The organism is Streptococcus sp. STC1396 (genome assembly GCF_058933875.1).
Genome location: NZ_JBZYCU010000015.1, coordinates 15,738 through 33,064, shown reverse-complemented (window position 1 = coordinate 33,064; position 17,327 = coordinate 15,738). Strand labels below are relative to the sequence as shown.

Genomic DNA, 17,327 nt, shown 5'->3' with positions numbered 1-17,327 from the left:
TCTTATCTGTATTTTTCTAATGTAATCACTGTCTTCAAGCCCAGATCACGAGCAATGTCGTAGATGCCGACACCTTTTTCCCGCTGGCGCAAAATAAACTGCTCCCGCAGGCTTTGGGCTGACAAGCTGGCCTGCCCTTGCTCAATCAAGAAAGCTTCCAGCTGGCGAAAGCCCCATTGGCGTGAATAGGACTTGCCATTCTTTTCAAATAAATAAGTCCCTGTCAAATAGTCACCCAACTCATCCGTCAGACTTTCAGGGATTTTTATTATCCGCTTCTGCCCAGCCTTCTCAATCCGCAAAACCTGAAAGTCAAGATTAATGTCCTCAACCTTGACCTGCAGGATTTCACTTGGCAAGAGACCCATTTCCAAAATCAGGAGCGCCATTAGTCGGCCATGCGGAACCGCAGAAGTCTCCCAAAAAGCTGACAAGTCCATCAGCTCACTTTCAAGTTCCTTGGAAATCGCGACCTTGGGCAAGGTCAAGCGGTGAAATTCTCCAATCATCTTGTTCTCGTAAAGATAATAGAGAAATTGATTAACCGCTGAGAGCTTTCGCTTCTGGACAGCCGCCTTAAAATCCTTGATGGAAGCTTGATAAATCCGTAAATTGGTCTCCGTCACCTTACTGTGGATTTCATTGACAAATTGCTCCAAATCGTAGGAATAGGCTAGTTTTGAATTTTCCGAGATGTTTTTTTGCTCTAAAAAAGGGGTGATTTGTTCTTTCATTTTTTGGAAATCTCATACTGACTCGTGAAATTATGCATCAGCGAATTCACAGCTTTCAAAATCGATTTTCTGGTAATAATCCCATAAAAACGATGTTTTTTATCCACAACAGGCAAGAAAGACTCGTCTACCAGCTTACGCAGAACATCTGAAATCTGGTAATCTGGCTCGACGGTCAGAACATCTTTTCGAGTCATATGGACAATATCCATTGACATAAACTCTTCCTCCGGTAGCTCATGCTGCATCCGATAAGCCATGATATCTGTCAGAGAAATGGTCCCGACAAACTTTTTCTTCGCTGTCACCACTGGAATCCGCGAGTAGGTCATCTGACTCAACAAGAGAATCGCATGGTCTACATTGTGGGTGTCGATCATCACTGCTAGTTTGGATTCTGGTGTCAAAAAAGTGTCTTCCAAATTCAAAAGATAATCTTCAAATTCCTTAGCAATCATCGGGTAAACTCCTTAGACAAGCTTGGGTAAAGCTCATGATTTCGCGTATAAAAATCAACCTTAAAACGCTCCTCATCAATTTCTAACTTGGCATAAAGTCTCTCAGTAATCAAACCGCGCGGTTGACTGATAGAACCTGGATTGAGAAAAAGAGTTTTCCCTTCCATCCAAGCATCTGGAATATGCAGGTGTCCATAAAGACAGACATCTGCTCCAACTTCCTGAGCCCACAAATCCAATTTTTGAAAGCTAAAGTTAATATGGAAAAGATGGCCATGAGTTTGGGCAATAATGGTCCCATCCAAATCTGTCACCAAACGCTCAGGATAACCGGGATAAAAGTCCATATTCCCCGCCACGACGTGAATCCCTTCCCAAATTTCATCTTTAAAAGGCAACTCTGAGTCCCCGTCGTGAAAAATAGCATCTACTTTTCCTAAATAACGATTTTTAATCTCTTCGACAATGGCACGATCCCCATGGGAATCACTCATCACTATGATTGTTTGCTTTGCCATGCTGGAAATACCTCCACTAATTTTTGCACCGCTTGCGCACGATGAGACTGGGCATTTTTCTCTTCGATCGTCAGCTCAGCTGATGTTTTTCCTGTCTCTCCGACTAAGAACAAAGGATCATAGCCAAAGCCATTTTCACCTTTGGGCTCATGGGCAATGTAGCCCGGCCAATCTGCTTCGACAACTAAGGACTCCTTATCTGGACTAGCCACCACCAGAGTTGTGTGGAAATGAGCAGAGCGGTCTTTAATCTCAAAGACCATAGCCAGTTCGTGCAGAAGCTTGATATTATTTTCAGCATCTGTCGCACCAACACCAGCAAAGCGAGCCGACCAAACACCTGGCAGGCCGCCCAAAACATCCACCTGCAGACCTGAATCATCTGCCAACACCATTTTGCCAGTCAATTGACTAATCGTTTCAGCCTTGAGACGGGCATTTTCTTCAAAGGTCATGCCTGTTTCAGCCACTTCTGGCAAATCAGGATAGTCATTCAGATTTTTCACCTCATAGCCCAACTTCCCAAAAAGCTTACGGAACTCCGCCGTCTTACCCTCATTGCGAGTCGCAATCAAGAGGGTATCCTTGATATCTTTTGCTCCCAGAAAGGCTTGTAAATCCACGCCGGTTTGTGGCAGATGAACATAGAGCAATTGTCCTGCTTCAACCAAGAGGAGCGCTCCCTGTCGCTGCAACAATTCTAACTTTCGACCTGTTTCTTGATTTAAAATATCCAGCAAGAAGGTCAGAAAGCGAAAGGCTGAGCCATAGCGAATGACCGTGATATTTAAGGGCAGGCCTAGCTCTTCTTCTGCCAAAACACTCTCTAAGCGGTCTAAAATCTCAGAAGCTTCAGCTGGTACCTGCTCGAACTCACTGTAAGAGGCACTGTGCCCCCATTCAGCTACATACCAATCAGAGGCATCTTTGTATTCATAAATGTTCTTTGTCATAAGGTCACATGCTCCACATTGACTTTCAGATTCAGCCAATTTTCTGTGATTTCCGCAAATCTCTTAGCACTGGCTGTAGTATAAAAACGATGGTTCAGTTCATGCTTCTCGCGGCTACGATTGATTTCGAAATAATTGAGCAGGACAGAAATATCCCGTACACACTCAGCCCCGCTGTCAATCAGCTTGACACTTGGCCCCATCATATTTTGAATAATAGGCCGCAGCAAGGGGTAGTGGGTACAGCCCAAGACAAGAGTATCCACCTTGCCCGCCAGAGGATGCAGAGTCTCATAAACCACCTTTTTGGTCAGGCTAGACTGGAGCTCATTGGACTCCACCAGAGGAACAAACTTGGGACAAGCTAGACTCTGCACCTGCATATCTGGTGATAGAGCCTCAATCTTTTTACGGTAAATATCCGACTGCACCGTCATAGGAGTGCCAATGACTCCGATCTTGCCACCAACAGTTGACTTGATTGCAGCACTGGCTCCAGGCAAAATCACACCTAGGACAGGAATGTCTAGTTTTTCCTTGATTTCCTCCCAGACAACAGCTGTCGCCGTATTGCAGGCAATGACAATCATCTTAACATCCTTGGTCAAGAGAAAGTTGACCAGTTGCCAGGTATAAGCCCGAATCTGCTCTGCCGGCCTAGGACCATAAGGAGCCCGAGCCGAATCACCTATATAAACCACTTCCTCATGGGGGAGCTGCCGCATCAGTTCACGGACAACAGTCAGACCGCCCACCCCTGAGTCTAAAAATCCAATCGGTCGGTTATCCATAAAGTCTTCTTTCTAAAACAAGGGATTGGAAGCTTAGCCCAAATCCCCATTTTTTTATATAGAAATTTCCTATCGGCTCTAAAACTGCCAAGAGAGGAAAAATTATTTTTTGTTTTTAGCAAGTGCTGCTTTTTGTTGGTTAATGATTTGACGGTAAACCTGCTGTACTCTCGCTTCGCTTGGCTTTTGACCGCTGGCGCTGAGCAACGTCCGCACCGCTTCCACATTGAGACGTGGATTTTCCGCAAATTCCTTTTCAACCTGACGGCGAAGCAAGTACATACCAAGCAAAATCCCGCCAAAGAAAGCTAACATAATCAATACAATCGCTAACAATGTATTCATAATAATCCGAACTCCTATTTCAATTTTTTCATTGCTCTTTATTATACCAAATTATCTCTATTTTTCAAAATCAAAGCCATAGAGAGTCGCGAAATAATCTTCTGGCCTCTCTGCCCGACGAATCATGCGGGCCTGCCCATTTTCCTCTAGGAGAATCTCGCTAGAGCGCAACTTGGCATTGTATTGATAGCCCATGGAGAAACCGTGGGCACCAGTATCATGAATCACTAGCGTATCGCCGATTTGGCTGACAGGCAGCTCCCGCTGGATGGCAAATTTATCGTTGTTTTCACAGAGACTGCCGACCACATCGACAATCTCTGTCGGTCCTTCTGGTCGATCCATATTGGTAATATGATGATAAGCTCCGTACATAGCAGGACGAAGGAGATTAACCGCAGAAGCATCCACTCCCAGATAGGTTCGATAGGTTTGCTTTTTGTGAGTAACCTTGGTCACCAAGAGACCGAAAGGCGCCAGCATAAAACGTCCCAGCTCGGTGAAAATCTTGACCTGCCCCAGACCAGCCGGTGTCAGGATTTCCTCGTAAGCCTGGCGAACTCCCTGACCGATGACCGCAATATCATTTTCCTCACCTTCAGGCTGGTAGTTGACCCCGACACCGCCAGACAGATTGATAAAATCTAGCTCAACCCCAGTCGCTTCTACGACCTCTACCGCTAACTCAAAAAGCTGACGAGCCAGTTCCGGATAGTAGGCATTGCTGACAGTATTGGAGGCCAAGAAAGCATGGATACCGAATTTCTCTGCTCCCAACGCCTTGAGTTCCTTAAAGGCTTGAATCAGCTGCACCTTGGTCATGCCAAACTTGGCTTCCTCTGGATGATCCATAATGCTGGTGCCCAGCTCAAAGACACCGCCGGGATTGTAGCGACAGGAAATCACCTTGGGAATGCTAGCTACTTCCTCCAAGAAAGCCACATCCTCGTAGGCATCTAGGTTGATGGTCGCCCCCAGCTCCCGCGCAAGGCGAAATTCATCGGCTGGCGTATTATTGGACGAAAACATAATCTCATCACCTGCAAAGCCCAACTTTTGGCTCATCATCAGCTCTACATAGCTGGCACAGTCCACCCCGCAACCTTCCTCCTTGAGGATTTTTAAAATAGCAGGATTCGGTGTCGCCTTAACGGCAAAATATTCTTTAAAGCCAGGATTCCAAGCAAAGGCTTGGTGCAGAGCCCGCACCCGCGCTCGGATCCCCTTCTCATCATAGAGATGAAAGGGAGTTGGAAATTGCTCGGTCAGCTCGGCCAAGCGTTCACGACTGATAAATGGAGTTTTCATACACATCTCTGCTTTCTCTTTTTCTGAGAATATTATAACATAAATGATGACAAAGCTGAGAAAAAGAAGTTACAAGAACTTCTCTCTACTACATTATCCTACTCCAAGTTGATAATGGGCCTAAATTTCACACGAAAACACCCCTAAAGTTAGATTGTACTTAGCCAACTTTAGAGGTGCAGTTATGGATTAATTTTTTATGTCATTAATCATTTCTTCCGAAAATCCGAAGAATGCTGAGGAAAAGATTGATAAAGTCAAGGTAAAGACTCAAAGCAAGTGAGATTGCCCAGCCAAGACCGACTTGACCGCCAGTTTGCTCATAAACATAGCGAATTTTTTGATTGTCCCAGGCAATCAAGCCAGAGAAAATCACAACACTAACATAACTGACGATATAGTCCACCATCTCGCTACCAAGGAAAATATTGACCAGACTCGCAATCAAAATCCCAATCAAACCAGCAATCATGGCACGTCCCAGGCCAGACAAATCTTTTTTGATAACAATTCCCATTGCTGCCATAACAATGAAAACTGCCGCACTAACAGCAAAGGCTTTAAAGACCACTCCTCCTGTATAGAGAGCCACAATAAAACTCATGGTGAAGCCATTTAAGGCTGAATAACTCAAAAAGAGTGGCATGGCTGCCGGACTATTGCGAAGTCCCATACTGGAAGCTGACCAAACCAAGGCCAACTCAAGGAAAATAGCCCCATAATAAATCCAACGATAATTGAGCAAAATATCGACCATGGCCATCTGAAAGGTCGTTAGCATTAAGCCTGATACCAAGGCAGAGATAGCAATTCCCAGCCCGACAAATCCATAGACTTTAGAATAAAAACTAGAAAGTCCGCTGTTTTCTTGAATAACTGTATTGTTCATAATGTCTCCTTTTCACATTTTAACTTCTCAACATCTTACGATGATACTTTTTGCGTCCGCCCATCTTACGCCGCCAAGGCGCAGTTGCTTCCTTGACTGCCCAATATTTATCCACTATCGTCACAATATAAGATTCCTTATAGCGCGGCGGAGCAATGGTCGCCCCCCACATGTGCTTGATGATAATATCTTCCTCAACTCGATTGAGCTTGGTAATCTTGCGGGCGTTACGGACTGCTAAACGGGGATGCACCCAGGCATGACTCTTTTTAAACTTGGTTTCACGCCAGTCATAGTAAAATAGGTCATGAAGAAGAGCACCTCGTGCTGTACTGCGAGCATTCCAGCCAAATTTTTTTGCAATCTTGTAACTAGTATAACTGACATTAATCGAATGTTCAAGTCGGTTGGAATGAATATGATGGGTAATCTCTTTCAAGCGCTGCACACTGGGTTTTTCAATTAAATGCCCCACATAAGCCATAAATTCTTCATCTTCTCTGTAAGGCATAACATCACCTCCGTTTAGTTTCATTATAGAAAGATTTCTAAAAACTAGCTTAAAGCAAACATCAGAATTCCAGCTGCCACAGCGACATTTAGACTCTCTGCTTGGCCTTTCATCGAAATATGAACCAAAACATCGGCCGCGTCCGTCATTTCTTGACTGATTCCCTGACCTTCATTGCCCACGACCAGGACAAAATGCTCATTTTTTTCGACTCTTTGATAGTCAACGGAATCTTCTGACAACGTCGAAGCCAGAAGTTGCAGCTTATTTTTACGCGCAAGAGCAAGCATTTCCTCTCTGCTCACGCGATAAATCGGCAAATGGAAATGGCTGCCCTGCATGGAGCGCAGCGTTTTTAGATTGTAAATATCAGCAGAGTGACTAGAAATGAACACTCCCTGATAGCCTGCCGCATCCGCTGTTCGGATGATAGTTCCGACATTGCCAGGATCCTGTACATCCTCTAAAAAGAGATAGGCTCCTTCCAGCTTTTCTGGAATATTCTGCTCATCAAAGGCCAATTCTGCGACGATTCCCTGAGGTGTTTTACTATCTGCTAAATCACTGAGAATCTCGGGACTGACAAAAATCGTCTGAGAAAATTCCGCCAAACGCTCTTCGTACTCTGCCAAGGCAAAAATTCGCAGAATCCGTGCCTGACTGGCCAGAGCCTCCTCAAAAAGATGCCAGCCCTCAATCAGATAAGATTCGCTGCGATACTTTTTTTGATGCAGTTTTTTAGCTTTTTTCACCACATTATTGGCTTTTGAGGTTATAATATTCATAAGTACATTATACCACAATCTGACGGTTTTGGACTCATCCTCCAGACTTATCCGCAAAGAAAATCTCAACCTGCTCAGCAGGCTGAGGAAAGCGGAGAAGCTGGCGGTTGAGTTCTGGCCCGTTACAAAAGGAGGCAGCTATGCAAAAAGTGAGAATGATTGCTCAAGGACGTGTCCAAGGTGTCGGTTTTCGCTGGGGAGTCTATTCTTTAGCTCTGGAAATCGGCGGGATTACTGGTCGTGTCTGGAATAACGATGACGGCACTGTCGAAATTTTGGCCCAAGCCGAAACATCTGCTCTCATGGCCAAATTCATTCAGGAAATCCGCAAAGGCCCGACTCCTTTTTCTAAAGTAAGCTATCTAGATGTAACCATGGCCAATTTTGATTCCTATACCGACTTTAAAATTGCAAATTAGGTCTGCAGAACTATTGTATATTTTGCAAAAAAACAGTAGAATAGATAGGTATTATTTTTTAGAAACAAAGGAAATGAACTCGTGAAAAAATTTAAACGTATTTTATTCTCTGGAATGAGCTTGTCCCTGCTCCTTTTATTGACTGGATGTGTCGGACGAGACAAAGCCGGAAATCCATCTGGAATCATCTGGAACCTGTTGGGGCATCCTATGGGAGAAGCCATTAAGTTCTTCGCCAATAATATGCATCTCGGCTTTGGGATGGGGGTCATTCTTGTCACTCTGATTGTGCGGATTATTATCCTCCCTCTCGGGATTTACCAGTCTTGGAAGGCTACTCTTCAGTCGGAAAAGATGAACTACTTCAAACCTATCTTTGCGCCGCTCCAAGAACGGGTCAATAATGCTGAAACGCAAGAAGAAAAGCTACAGGCTCAGCAAGAATTGATGGCGGCTCAGCGAGAAAATGGCTTGAGTATGTTTGGCGGTATCGGCTGCTTACCCCTGCTCATCCAAATGCCTTTCTTCTCAGCTCTCTTCTTTGCTGCTCAGTACACTGAAGGCGTGGCAAGCAGTACATTTCTTGGTATTGACCTTGGAAAATCAAGTATTGTCTTGACTCTCATTGTTGGGGTGCTCTACTATCTTCAGTCTGTCCTCTCCCTTCATGGTATAGAAGACGAAGCACAAAAAGAGCAGATGAAACGCGCTTCTTATATGAGCCCGATTATGATTGTTGTCTTCTCCTTCATGTCGCCAGCAGCTGTAACCCTCTATTGGGTTGTCGGCGGTTTCATCCAAATTATTCAGCAATTCATGATCAATTATTTGATTCGCCCACGGATTAGAAAACAAGTGGCTGAAGAGTATAAAAAGAATCCTCCAAAAGCCATGAGAAACTCAGGACGAGTAAAAGATGTAACACCAAAAGCTAGTCAGGCCATCAGCCATAGCAATAAAAAGAAAAACAACCGTAACGCTGGGAAACAACGTTCTAGATAAACAAATAAAAATCGCTCTTCTAATTCACATAGAAGAGCGATTTTTGTCTTCTTAACTTCTTTCGGTTTGCTTTCAGGATGCTGCAATAGACGAGAAGACTGTTGAAATTTTCGTCAAATCAATCTCGAAAACAAAACATTCTAAGAATCATTTTACCCCTAAGTCTTATCTTTAAAAAGCAAAAGAGTATCCCAGTATTTTCTGAGTTTAAAACGAGGGGATGCAATCGAAAGACGATACAAGCTGGCCTTCTGCAAGCTGATTTCAACTGCTAAATCAGGATTGTAAAGCTGATGAAGCCTTTTTTATAGCTGGCTGCGATTTTTCCTTTAAAAAGATTGACCAGACTTTCGGCCATGGAGAGTCCAATTCCGTAACCTGCCTGCTTATGATTATGGGATTCATCTTCGCGGTAAAAACGGTCAAAAAAGCGACTATAGTCGACATTTTTCCCATCCGCATAGCTATTGGAAACAATCAAACGTGCCCGTTTTCTACGCTTAGCCTTGGTCAGGGTCACAAAAATCTGACCGTCCTCATCGCAGTATTTACAAGCATTGTCAATCAAAATGCTGACTAATTCATAGAGTTCATCTTGACTTGCCCTGACATGAATCCCATCCTGAACCCCGATATGATAGTCCTTCCCAGCTTTTTCAGCAACAGATTTGAAATCTTGGGCTGCTTTTTGGACAAGGCTGGAAAAGTCCACATCTACCAAGGCTATATCTGGTTGCTCCTCCAAACGAGCCAGACTGACCATTTGATTGATGAGATTGCTGAGACGATTGACCTGATCCTTAGTGCTTTCCGTCCACTCATTTTCTCCCGTCATCAATTCCTGCAACTCTGTATTGGCTGAAATGATCGCCAGAGGCGTTTTCAGTTCATGACCAGCATTGGTGATAAAACGCTTCTGCTTCTCATAATTCCTGACATAGGGACGAATGGCCCAACTAGACACAACGGAAATGACGACAATAAAGAAAATGACGCTATAAAGAGCCGAACGAATGGAAACCCACAGAAAGTCATTACGATCCTCAAGGTATTTGGTCGAGTCCAGCACAACAGCCAAGTAGCGCTTGGTCCTTGAATCCCACGTCACTTGATAGGAGTAATACTGACCACCGATAGTAAAAATCCCATTTTTTCGGTGCTGTTTGACGACTGATTTGGCAGATTTTAAAGCTTGCTCCTGAGAAAGGTTAGAAATATTGTTCAGATTGGATGAGTAGACCGTTCCATCTTCATTAAATACAGCGCTATAATAGCGGTATTGATAAATGGTATCAATCGAAATGCGGTCGTTATCTAAAGCCTGAGCCGTAGCCTGCACACTAGGAAATTCTCCCTGATTGTCTGACAAGATATTCAATACTGCTTGGATTTCTCCAGTCGTTTGAAGAAATCGGACTGAGTTAAGAGCCCCAACCAGAAAAAAGAGGATGCCTGTGACAGCTACTGATGCTATGAGGATAAAGCGAACTCTAAGTTTCCGAAACATGCTTGTCTCCTTCCACTGGCACTAAACAAAAACTGCCATTTTCCTCACCTAAAATAGCCAGGTCTGCATTGATGGCCTTGAGCTTTTGGCGGAGATAGGAGATATAGATCCAGACAAAGCCTTCATCCAAGTCCTCGCTTTGCTCGCCCTTCCAGACATGCTGAAAAATTTCTTTTGTTGTCAGTTTTTTGCCACTGTTTAGCATCAAAAACTCCATCATTTTGGATTCCTTACTAGCCAGACGGATGGAATTTGAGCTGGCTAATTCATGCTCACCGACATCCAGACTGGTCCGACCAACCTGCAAAAGATTGGGGGTGAAAGCCTCCAAACGACGCGACATGGACCGCAGACGGGCTAAGAGTTCCTTGAGGGAGAAAGGTTTGGTCAGATAATCATCTGCACCCGCATCCAGACCTGTGACCTTGTCGTCAATTTCTGACATAGCCGTCAGCATGATGACATGACTCGTATTCCCTGACTGACGGATTTCTCTTAGGGCTTCCAGACCCGTTTTCTTCGGCATCATAATATCTAAAATCATCAAGTCATAGGCATTTTCCAAAGCTAAGTCAACAGCTTTTTGTCCATCAAAAGCCGCATCCACCTCATAACCTTCGTGGATCATGGCTGTTTGTAAAACACGGGAGAGCTGTTCCTCATCTTCTGCTAACAAAATTTTCATCTTTTCTACTCACTTTCTCGGATCAGATTACGGATGGTCTGCATGGTCACATCACAGGAAGCCAGCTCATCCGCACAGCGCTTCAGCTCTCGAACAATCCGCTTGGTGTCTTTGATTTCATGCTTGTATTTCATCTGATGCTCCAGACTAGCCCAAGAATCCATGGCAATGGTCCGCAGCTGGACTTCCACAAAATAAGAGCCTGGCTGATTGCCCAAACAGTCTTCATAGGGCGTTTCCACTTCTAAAATCAAATGATAGGAGCGGTAACCATTTGGTTTGGCCGACAGGATGTAGTCCTTCTCAAGGATAATCTTACAGCTCTCCAACCCCCGAATGATATCAATCGTCTGATAAATATCGTCAATAAATCCACAAACAATCCGAATCCCAATCGCATCGCGAATTTTCTTGAGAGCAGACTCAGGAGTCGGTGGCAGATTCTTACGATTACATTTTTCCAGCATGCTGGCCTCATCCTTGACACGAGCATTAAAATGCTCAAACAGCTTATGTCCCGTTTCCTGCTTTATTTTTTTATTTTCAGCTTTGATACGCTGACTGATATCTTCTAGTATTTTGGGCAAATAGTCACCGTATTTGCCATAAATAGCTTGCTCTTGCATGATCCTCTCCTCATTTTTCCTTTTCTCATTATAACATATCCATCTGTAATTTCCCTACTTCTACCCTATAGTCATTCCGTTTATCTTTTATTATGTAGTTAGCTTAGTTTGCCGTACTCCCCTACCTAAATGCTAACTTTCTCATTCCTCCCTGACACTTCCCAAGGTCGCCGTCTTTCATTTCTGTTTTATGATAATCGGTTGGTTTACTCTTACTAAGCATAAAGGTCGGGGCTAAAAAATATCTTAGACTATTTCAATCTCTCGTACCGTTTGGCTACAGAATCACTTCATCAACCTACGGAAAATCTCTTTTTACCCTTAGAGCTCCATCATACACATTCTGACTTAAACAAATCGAAAACAAAAAAAGCTGATTGTTCAGCTTTTAGATTTTCAAATTCATTTAGACTGTTTTTTCAACTTTTAAGATTTTAACATCATAGCTGCCAACTGGTGTTTCAACCGTTGCAGTGTCACCGGTTTTCTTACCAATCAGAGCTTGGCCAATTGGACTTTCATTTGAAACTTTACCAGCAAAAGCATCTGCTCCAGCAGAACCAACAATGATATAAACCTCTTCTTCTGTTTCACCGACTTCTTGAATGGTAACTGTTTTCCCGATAGCAACTTCATCCTTGGCAACTGCATCACTATCTACAATCACAGCATAGCGAATTTTAGTCTCAAGACTGGAAATCTGACCTTCCACAAAGGCTTGTTCATCTTTCGCTGCTTCGTATTCACTGTTTTCTGACAAATCTCCATAAGAACGAGCAATTTTAATGCGCTCTACCACTTCTGGACGTCGGACCAATTTTAATTCTTCTAATTCTTTTTCTAATTTTTCCTTTTCCGCAAGGGTCATCGGATACGTTTTTTCAGCCATAATTTTTTCTCTTTTCTTTTATTTTATTTTTTAATAAAACAAAATTATGTGGAAAACCACATAATTTTGTTAGAACTGTCGCTTTATTGGGTTAGCTTGCTATTGACATGTTCTTCTACATTCTTAGCATGTTCTTCGTATGTGTTTGCAAAGTAGACAACACCTGTTTCCACATTGGCTACAAAGTAAAGATAGTCTGTCTTACTTGGGTTAATTGTAGCTTCTAAGGCGGAGAGGCTTGGGCTATCTACTGGTCCAGGCATCAGACCTTGATTCTTATAAACATTGTATGGAGAATCAATATTGGTATCAATCTCAGCATCTTCTTTGAGAGTCGTCTTTTTTCCAAGCTTTCCTTGAGCATAAAGGAGCGCAATATTACTTTGAAGCGGCATTGCTTGGTTCAAACGATTATAAAAGACACTGGCAATATCTTTACGATCCTGGTCAGTTGAACCCTCTTTTTCAACCAGTGAAGCAAGAGTTAATACTTCATTGACAGTCAGGTTTTTAGACTCAATTATTGAGTAATACTGCGACAAATTCGTATTCATAGCAGCCAACATTTGGTCAATCAGTTCCTCAACTGTAGTTTCCTTCCCATATTCATAAGTAGCTGGGAAGAGATAGCCTTCCAGTCGGTACTTGACCCCACTGTCCTTTCCAGGAAGAGTTGCTAAGAGTTGCGGATATTTGGCAAGCATTTTCGCAATAAAGTCCTCATCTTGAACTTTATTTAAGAAATCTTCCTTGCTAAATGGTGTCTTAGCATTCTTTTTTGAAGTTGCAGCTGCATTGACAGTGACTGTCTCCGCAATTTGCTCAAGCGTATAGCCTTCCGGAATGGTAATTTTTCCAAGAACTGGTGGCTGTGGCGTTTCTGTACCACCTTCTTGTAGCTGCTTAGCAATAGAGTCTAAGTCCATGCTCTTTTGTAGATTATAATAACCAGATTGGTAATTGCCGTAACTTCTGATTTTTGAATAAAGATTAAAAACTTGAGCGTTCTTAATCAGGCCATTCTTTTCAAGAATTTCACCGATTTCTTTAGAGCTTGATCCAGCTGGAATTTCGACTGTAACGTACTCCGTAGAATTTGCATCAATCGGTTTCAGAGCAGAAGAGAAATAGTTGTAGCCAACAAAACCTGTAACTCCAACACCTATCAGAACGATAAGTAGAACCGTTAGAACAATATTCCGTGCCACCTTGTTCTGACGCTTCTTTTTCTTTGTATTTCTTGCCCGATCGGCACGAGATAGATTTTCACTTATCTTTTGAGCTGGCTCTTCTTCTACTTGAGGCTCAGGAGCTGCTTCTCCTGAAACTTTATAAGACACTGGCACCTTTGAAGAAGTCATTGATTCACCATCACGTGTTTCAGGCTCGGCAACTTTAACTTCCTGAGCATCCGCAGCTTGTGCTTCTGTTCCCAAATTAGCTATCAAGCTTTCCAGTATCATTGTTTGGCCATCTTCAGCTTTTTCCTCTTCCGAAGTTTCTGTGTTTACCAGACTATCAGTTACAGGTGTTTCTTCAGAAATCTCCGCTAAAGCCTTATGAGAAGCCTCAACAGACGAAAGAAGGGATTCAATGTTTTCGGTGAGCACTGCTTCTTTATTGTCAGCTGCTGGTTCTAAGTCCGAAGACTGTCCTTCTCCACCAGCCCCTGCCAATTCTTTTAGAATCTGTTCCTTAAAGCTCAGATTTTTCTCTTTATCTTGTGAATTTTCAGTCAAAAACTTGACCTCCTTGTTCATAATCCTTAATATTATATCTTAAAACCTTGATAAATGCAATATTATTCGGATTTCAGAACCTATTTATTGTTACAGTTTAATGACAGTTTGACTGAGGATTTTCCCAGACCATATCATACCAAACTTCACCAGCATAGGTTGACTTTGACTGTCCTTCATTGACGAAGTCGTGTCTTTCATAATAAGCTGTCAGATAATCATGGCAGGTCAGATTGATGCCGTGGCGCTCATCTGCAATAGCAATTTCCTTCATAGCTTCCAGTAAGGCTCTTCCTACACCCAAGCTCTGTACTTCTTTCGAAATAGACAGACTAGTCAGAGAGATAAAGCCGCCTTCGATAGAATGGCAGTCCTCAATCTCCATTGTGAAAGAAACATCGTGCAAGTGTCGTTCTGGTCGAATAGGCCCCTCTAAATAACCCAGAATCTTGCCATTTTTTTCCGCAACCAAAAAAGTTGTGGAAATCGTTTCAATGTGCTTTGCCAATATTTCACGACTAATAGCTTCTTTTGGACTGAAATTTTCCAGTTCAATTCTGTGAATTGCATCCAAGTCTGCTAGACTTGCTTGGCGGATAATCATTGTATCTCCTTAAAGTCGGGATTGTCCCAAACCATATCAAACCAAGGGGCTCCGCTGTGTATAGATTGGGAAATGCCCTCATCGACAAAACCATTCATCTCATAATAAGAGATAAACTCATCATGACAGATTAGGCTGATACCCTGGCGGTTTTGCTGAACAGCCGTCTCCTTGAGGGCTGCCAAGAGCAAAGTTCCCATACCCTGACGCTGAAAATCTGGATGGACAGACAGGCTTTGAATGACAATAAAGCCACCGGTTGGAGGATTGGCTGTCACCTTGGTAAAGAGGACGTCGGTTAGATGAGGGGAGGCAAGGATCGGACCGACGACATACCCTACTATTTGCCCATTGAGCTCTGCAATCAGAAAGGTATCTGCAATCAGTTGAATCTGCTCTTTCAGTGTTTCTGGGCTAGCGGTCTCTTCTTTGGGAAAATTCAAATTCTCAATATGAACGACTTCCTCCCAGTCGCTCAACTGGGCTTGCCTAATCTTGATGTATGCTTCCACAGTTACAGCCTATTGGACATTGTTAGCCAGATTAGACAGGAGACGCTCAAAGGAATATTCATAAGTCTGGATGTCTCCAGCTCCCATAAAGACATAAACTGCGTTGCTGTGGTCAAGAAGCGGAGAAACATTATCCACATCAATGACCTTGGCCCGCTTGACAATTTTTTCAGCTAGATCCTCGACTTTAACATCCCCATTGTCCACTTCACGCGCAGATCCGTAAATCTGAGCTAGATAGACCGCGTCAGCCTGATTGAGGGCTTCTGCAAATTCGTCCAAGAGAGCAATGGTCCGAGTGAAGGTGTGCGGCTGAAAGATTGCCACGATTTCCTTGCTTGGATACTTCTGACGAGCTGCATCAAGAGTTGCGATAATTTCCGTTGGATGGTGAGCAAAGTCATCAATGATAACTGTTTCGTTGACAATTTTCTCTGTAAAGCGGCGCTTAACTCCGCCAAAGGACTTCAAGTGCTCGCGAACCAAATTCAAGTCAAAGCCAGCAATATAAAGGAGCCCAATCACAGCTGTTGCATTCATGATATTGTGACGACCAAAGCTCGGAATTTGGAATTCGCCCAGTTCCTGCCCGCGGAAGGAAACTTTAAAGCCTGAGCCGCTAGTCGAACGCAACAAATCATGCGCGACAAAGTCATTGCCTCCTTCCTTGAAGCCATAATAGTAAATCGGTGCATTGGATGTTATCCGACGCAGCTGCTCATCTTCTCCATAGATAAAGAGTCCCTTAGTGATTTGCTTGGCATAATCATTGAACGCATTAAAGACATCTTCCAAGCCAGTAAAATAATCTGGATGGTCAAAATCAATATTGGTAATGATCGAATATTCCGGATGGTAAGGCATGAAATGACGCTCGTACTCGTCTGACTCAAAGACAAAATACTTGGCATTGGCAGAACCGCGGCCTGTACCATCTCCAATCAGATAGCTAGTATCCGTAATATTGGACAGAACATGGGCAAGAATCCCCGTTGTAGAAGTTTTTCCATGAGCACCAGCTACACCCATGCTGACAAAGTCACGCATAAAGCTACCTAAAAATTCATGGTAGCGTTTGTAGCCGATACCGTTAGCATCTGCGTAAGCAATTTCTACGTTGTTATCTGGACGAAAGGCATTACCAGCAATGATTTCATAGTCTGGCTGGACATTCTTCTCATCAAAAGGCAGGATGGAAATGCCTGCCTGCTCCAGACCGCGCTGGGTGAAATAATATTTATCAACGTCACTGCCCTGAACCTTATGGCCCATCTGGTGCAGCATCAAAGCCAAAGCGCTCATACCAGAGCCCTTAATCCCGATAAAATGATAGGTTTTCGTCATGATAACTTTTACTCCTTATCTAATTTGGTCAAGTTCAATTCTTGAGCCATTCTATGTTTCTTTTGCTCTTCCTGAGGATTGCTTTGCTTATAGACTTGACTGTTCTTCAAAAAATCATAGGTATTTTTCTTAGGTTTTTCCTTGAATTTTTGAGTCTTAGGTCTGTAATCAGGCTTAATCTCTGCTAAAATATAGGATTCTTGTTTGAGTTTATTTCCAAATTTAGCAAACTCTCCCGCAGCATTTTTCTGGAAAGGTGCAGTCGGCTTTGGCTGCTCCGTGGTCGAATGAGCAACAGCCGAAACTTTCCTATTCCGAATCTTATTGGGAATTTCACTGGTCAAATAAGGAGCCGAGCGTTTCTTTTTCAAATCAGCTCTGGCTTCTTCACGCGCCTGCTCAGCATAGCGAATAGCTGGATCATTTTTATCAATTGGTCTTTTAAAATCTTGAAAATTCGCCTGTTTTTTAACTGGTCTTTTGACAGTTGGGTTGGCAGCAGCTGGTGCATGCTTGCTAGAATCAACAATCGGCACCCACTCTAAATAGTTACGGTCTGTATAGTCCCCAATAATATTGCTGATGAGGTCCAATTCATCATACAAATTCATGTGTGGCATCTCTGTCAGCATGATTTCATCATCAGCAACTAGAGGAAATTGTTTATCAGTCATTTTGATTTTCCTTTCAACTCTTCATTATTATAAA

21 protein-coding genes are annotated in these 17,327 nt (G+C 43.2%); 2 read left to right on the top strand and 19 right to left on the bottom strand.

Features of this window, described 5'->3' with window-relative positions:
• Positions 1-2: 2 nt before the first annotated feature.
• From xerD to AC5FEC_RS06580, 10 genes are all read right to left on the bottom strand, one after another.
• Positions 3-734 carry a site-specific tyrosine recombinase XerD gene (gene xerD / locus AC5FEC_RS06625; protein WP_037614629.1) on the bottom strand — a complete coding sequence of 244 codons (732 nt, stop codon included), beginning with the start codon at positions 732-734 and terminating at the stop codon, positions 3-5.
• The gene (cbpB, locus tag AC5FEC_RS06620) at positions 731-1,192 is read right to left on the bottom strand and encodes a cyclic-di-AMP-binding protein CbpB (protein ID WP_062199126.1); all 462 of its coding nucleotides are present in this window, start codon (positions 1,190-1,192) and stop codon (positions 731-733) included. Before cbpB ends, xerD begins: the two co-directional genes overlap by 4 nt.
• Positions 1,189-1,710, bottom strand: a complete 522-nt coding sequence (locus tag AC5FEC_RS06615; RefSeq protein WP_234550349.1) for a metallophosphoesterase — start codon at positions 1,708-1,710, stop codon at positions 1,189-1,191. Before AC5FEC_RS06615 ends, cbpB begins: the two co-directional genes overlap by 4 nt.
• Positions 1,689-2,663 carry a nucleoside-triphosphate diphosphatase gene (locus AC5FEC_RS06610; protein ID WP_493661689.1) on the bottom strand — a complete coding sequence of 325 codons (975 nt, stop codon included), beginning with the start codon at positions 2,661-2,663 and terminating at the stop codon, positions 1,689-1,691. Before AC5FEC_RS06610 ends, AC5FEC_RS06615 begins: the two co-directional genes overlap by 22 nt.
• Complete coding sequence (gene racE, locus AC5FEC_RS06605; protein ID WP_493661688.1) at positions 2,660-3,454, bottom strand: glutamate racemase; 795 nt, start codon at positions 3,452-3,454, stop codon at positions 2,660-2,662. The genes AC5FEC_RS06610 and racE overlap by 4 nt, the downstream gene beginning before the upstream one ends.
• 102 nt (positions 3,455-3,556) lie before the next feature.
• Positions 3,557-3,799 (bottom strand): YneF family protein, encoded by a 243-nt coding sequence (locus AC5FEC_RS06600; RefSeq protein WP_217473054.1) that lies wholly within the window; start codon positions 3,797-3,799, stop codon positions 3,557-3,559.
• Positions 3,800-3,856: 57 nt separating this feature from the next.
• Entirely contained in the window at positions 3,857-5,107 is a 1,251-nt protein-coding gene (locus tag AC5FEC_RS06595) for a diaminopimelate decarboxylase (protein WP_493661708.1), read from the bottom strand.
• Positions 5,108-5,312: 205 nt separating this feature from the next.
• Positions 5,313-5,996: a Bax inhibitor-1/YccA family protein gene (locus AC5FEC_RS06590; RefSeq protein WP_217473052.1), complete on the bottom strand. Its 684-nt coding sequence runs from the start codon at positions 5,994-5,996 to the stop codon at positions 5,313-5,315.
• 19 nt (positions 5,997-6,015) lie between these two features.
• On the bottom strand, positions 6,016-6,507 hold the full coding sequence (locus tag AC5FEC_RS06585) for an HDIG domain-containing metalloprotein (protein WP_304948192.1): 492 nt from the start codon (positions 6,505-6,507) through the stop codon (positions 6,016-6,018).
• A gap of 44 nt (positions 6,508-6,551) precedes the next feature.
• Positions 6,552-7,292 carry a TrmH family RNA methyltransferase gene (locus AC5FEC_RS06580; RefSeq protein ID WP_304948191.1) on the bottom strand — a complete coding sequence of 247 codons (741 nt, stop codon included), beginning with the start codon at positions 7,290-7,292 and terminating at the stop codon, positions 6,552-6,554.
• A gap of 140 nt (positions 7,293-7,432) precedes the next feature.
• On the opposite strand from AC5FEC_RS06580, the gene AC5FEC_RS06575 reads away from it, so the two are divergent.
• Together AC5FEC_RS06575 and yidC are read left to right on the top strand one after the other, a co-directional pair.
• A complete protein-coding gene (locus tag AC5FEC_RS06575) occupies positions 7,433-7,711 on the top strand; it encodes an acylphosphatase (protein WP_037614650.1) in 279 nt (92 codons plus the stop codon).
• 81 nt (positions 7,712-7,792) lie between these two features.
• Complete coding sequence (gene yidC, locus AC5FEC_RS06570) at positions 7,793-8,713, top strand: membrane protein insertase YidC (RefSeq protein WP_217473049.1); 921 nt, start codon at positions 7,793-7,795, stop codon at positions 8,711-8,713.
• A gap of 271 nt (positions 8,714-8,984) precedes the next feature.
• Here the strand turns inward: yidC and AC5FEC_RS06565 are convergent, their stop codons facing one another.
• From AC5FEC_RS06565 to zapJ, 9 genes are all read right to left on the bottom strand, one after another.
• Complete coding sequence (locus AC5FEC_RS06565) at positions 8,985-10,220, bottom strand: sensor histidine kinase (protein ID WP_493661687.1); 1,236 nt, start codon at positions 10,218-10,220, stop codon at positions 8,985-8,987.
• Complete coding sequence (locus tag AC5FEC_RS06560) at positions 10,204-10,905, bottom strand: response regulator transcription factor (protein ID WP_037614656.1); 702 nt, start codon at positions 10,903-10,905, stop codon at positions 10,204-10,206. Before AC5FEC_RS06560 ends, AC5FEC_RS06565 begins: the two co-directional genes overlap by 17 nt.
• Before the next feature lie 5 nt (positions 10,906-10,910).
• Positions 10,911-11,531 carry a GTP pyrophosphokinase gene (locus AC5FEC_RS06555; protein WP_493661686.1) on the bottom strand — a complete coding sequence of 207 codons (621 nt, stop codon included), beginning with the start codon at positions 11,529-11,531 and terminating at the stop codon, positions 10,911-10,913.
• A 406-nt stretch (positions 11,532-11,937) separates the two neighbouring features.
• Positions 11,938-12,420, bottom strand: coding sequence for a transcription elongation factor GreA (greA, locus tag AC5FEC_RS06550; protein WP_037614661.1), 483 nt, complete (start codon positions 12,418-12,420; stop codon positions 11,938-11,940).
• 83 nt (positions 12,421-12,503) lie between these two features.
• Entirely contained in the window at positions 12,504-14,180 is a 1,677-nt protein-coding gene (mltG, locus tag AC5FEC_RS06545; RefSeq protein WP_493661685.1) for an endolytic transglycosylase MltG, read from the bottom strand.
• Positions 14,181-14,256: 76 nt separating this feature from the next.
• Positions 14,257-14,763 (bottom strand): GNAT family N-acetyltransferase, encoded by a 507-nt coding sequence (locus AC5FEC_RS06540; RefSeq protein WP_493661684.1) that lies wholly within the window; start codon positions 14,761-14,763, stop codon positions 14,257-14,259.
• The gene (locus AC5FEC_RS06535) at positions 14,760-15,275 is read right to left on the bottom strand and encodes a GNAT family N-acetyltransferase (protein WP_493661683.1); all 516 of its coding nucleotides are present in this window, start codon (positions 15,273-15,275) and stop codon (positions 14,760-14,762) included. Before AC5FEC_RS06535 ends, AC5FEC_RS06540 begins: the two co-directional genes overlap by 4 nt.
• Before the next feature lie 9 nt (positions 15,276-15,284).
• Complete coding sequence (gene murC / locus AC5FEC_RS06530) at positions 15,285-16,619, bottom strand: UDP-N-acetylmuramate--L-alanine ligase (RefSeq protein ID WP_037614672.1); 1,335 nt, start codon at positions 16,617-16,619, stop codon at positions 15,285-15,287.
• Positions 16,620-16,627: 8 nt separating this feature from the next.
• Positions 16,628-17,293, bottom strand: coding sequence for a divisome accessory protein ZapJ (zapJ, locus tag AC5FEC_RS06525; protein ID WP_493661682.1), 666 nt, complete (start codon positions 17,291-17,293; stop codon positions 16,628-16,630).
• Positions 17,294-17,327: the final 34 nt, after the last annotated feature.

What these genes read in the sequence shown, in the direction of transcription:
- xerD (WP_037614629.1), bottom strand. Translation starts at nt 734, where the DNA reads ATGAAAGAACAAATCACCCCTTTTTTAGAGCAAAAAAACATCTCGGAA.
- cbpB (WP_062199126.1), bottom strand. Translation starts at nt 1,192, where the DNA reads ATGATTGCTAAGGAATTTGAAGATTATCTTTTGAATTTGGAAGACACT.
- AC5FEC_RS06615 (WP_234550349.1), bottom strand. Translation starts at nt 1,710, where the DNA reads ATGGCAAAGCAAACAATCATAGTGATGAGTGATTCCCATGGGGATCGT.
- AC5FEC_RS06610 (WP_493661689.1), bottom strand. Translation starts at nt 2,663, where the DNA reads ATGACAAAGAACATTTATGAATACAAAGATGCCTCTGATTGGTATGTA.
- racE (WP_493661688.1), bottom strand. Translation starts at nt 3,454, where the DNA reads ATGGATAACCGACCGATTGGATTTTTAGACTCAGGGGTGGGCGGTCTG.
- AC5FEC_RS06600 (WP_217473054.1), bottom strand. Translation starts at nt 3,799, where the DNA reads ATGAATACATTGTTAGCGATTGTATTGATTATGTTAGCTTTCTTTGGC.
- AC5FEC_RS06595 (WP_493661708.1), bottom strand. Translation starts at nt 5,107, where the DNA reads ATGAAAACTCCATTTATCAGTCGTGAACGCTTGGCCGAGCTGACCGAG.
- AC5FEC_RS06590 (WP_217473052.1), bottom strand. Translation starts at nt 5,996, where the DNA reads ATGAACAATACAGTTATTCAAGAAAACAGCGGACTTTCTAGTTTTTAT.
- AC5FEC_RS06585 (WP_304948192.1), bottom strand. Translation starts at nt 6,507, where the DNA reads ATGCCTTACAGAGAAGATGAAGAATTTATGGCTTATGTGGGGCATTTA.
- AC5FEC_RS06580 (WP_304948191.1), bottom strand. Translation starts at nt 7,292, where the DNA reads ATGAATATTATAACCTCAAAAGCCAATAATGTGGTGAAAAAAGCTAAA.
- AC5FEC_RS06575 (WP_037614650.1), top strand. Translation starts at nt 7,433, where the DNA reads ATGCAAAAAGTGAGAATGATTGCTCAAGGACGTGTCCAAGGTGTCGGT.
- AC5FEC_RS06565 (WP_493661687.1), bottom strand. Translation starts at nt 10,220, where the DNA reads ATGTTTCGGAAACTTAGAGTTCGCTTTATCCTCATAGCATCAGTAGCT.
- AC5FEC_RS06560 (WP_037614656.1), bottom strand. Translation starts at nt 10,905, where the DNA reads ATGAAAATTTTGTTAGCAGAAGATGAGGAACAGCTCTCCCGTGTTTTA.
- AC5FEC_RS06555 (WP_493661686.1), bottom strand. Translation starts at nt 11,531, where the DNA reads ATGCAAGAGCAAGCTATTTATGGCAAATACGGTGACTATTTGCCCAAA.
- greA (WP_037614661.1), bottom strand. Translation starts at nt 12,420, where the DNA reads ATGGCTGAAAAAACGTATCCGATGACCCTTGCGGAAAAGGAAAAATTA.
- mltG (WP_493661685.1), bottom strand. Translation starts at nt 14,180, where the DNA reads ATGAACAAGGAGGTCAAGTTTTTGACTGAAAATTCACAAGATAAAGAG.
- AC5FEC_RS06540 (WP_493661684.1), bottom strand. Translation starts at nt 14,763, where the DNA reads ATGATTATCCGCCAAGCAAGTCTAGCAGACTTGGATGCAATTCACAGA.
- murC (WP_037614672.1), bottom strand. Translation starts at nt 16,619, where the DNA reads ATGACGAAAACCTATCATTTTATCGGGATTAAGGGCTCTGGTATGAGC.
- zapJ (WP_493661682.1), bottom strand. Translation starts at nt 17,293, where the DNA reads ATGACTGATAAACAATTTCCTCTAGTTGCTGATGATGAAATCATGCTG.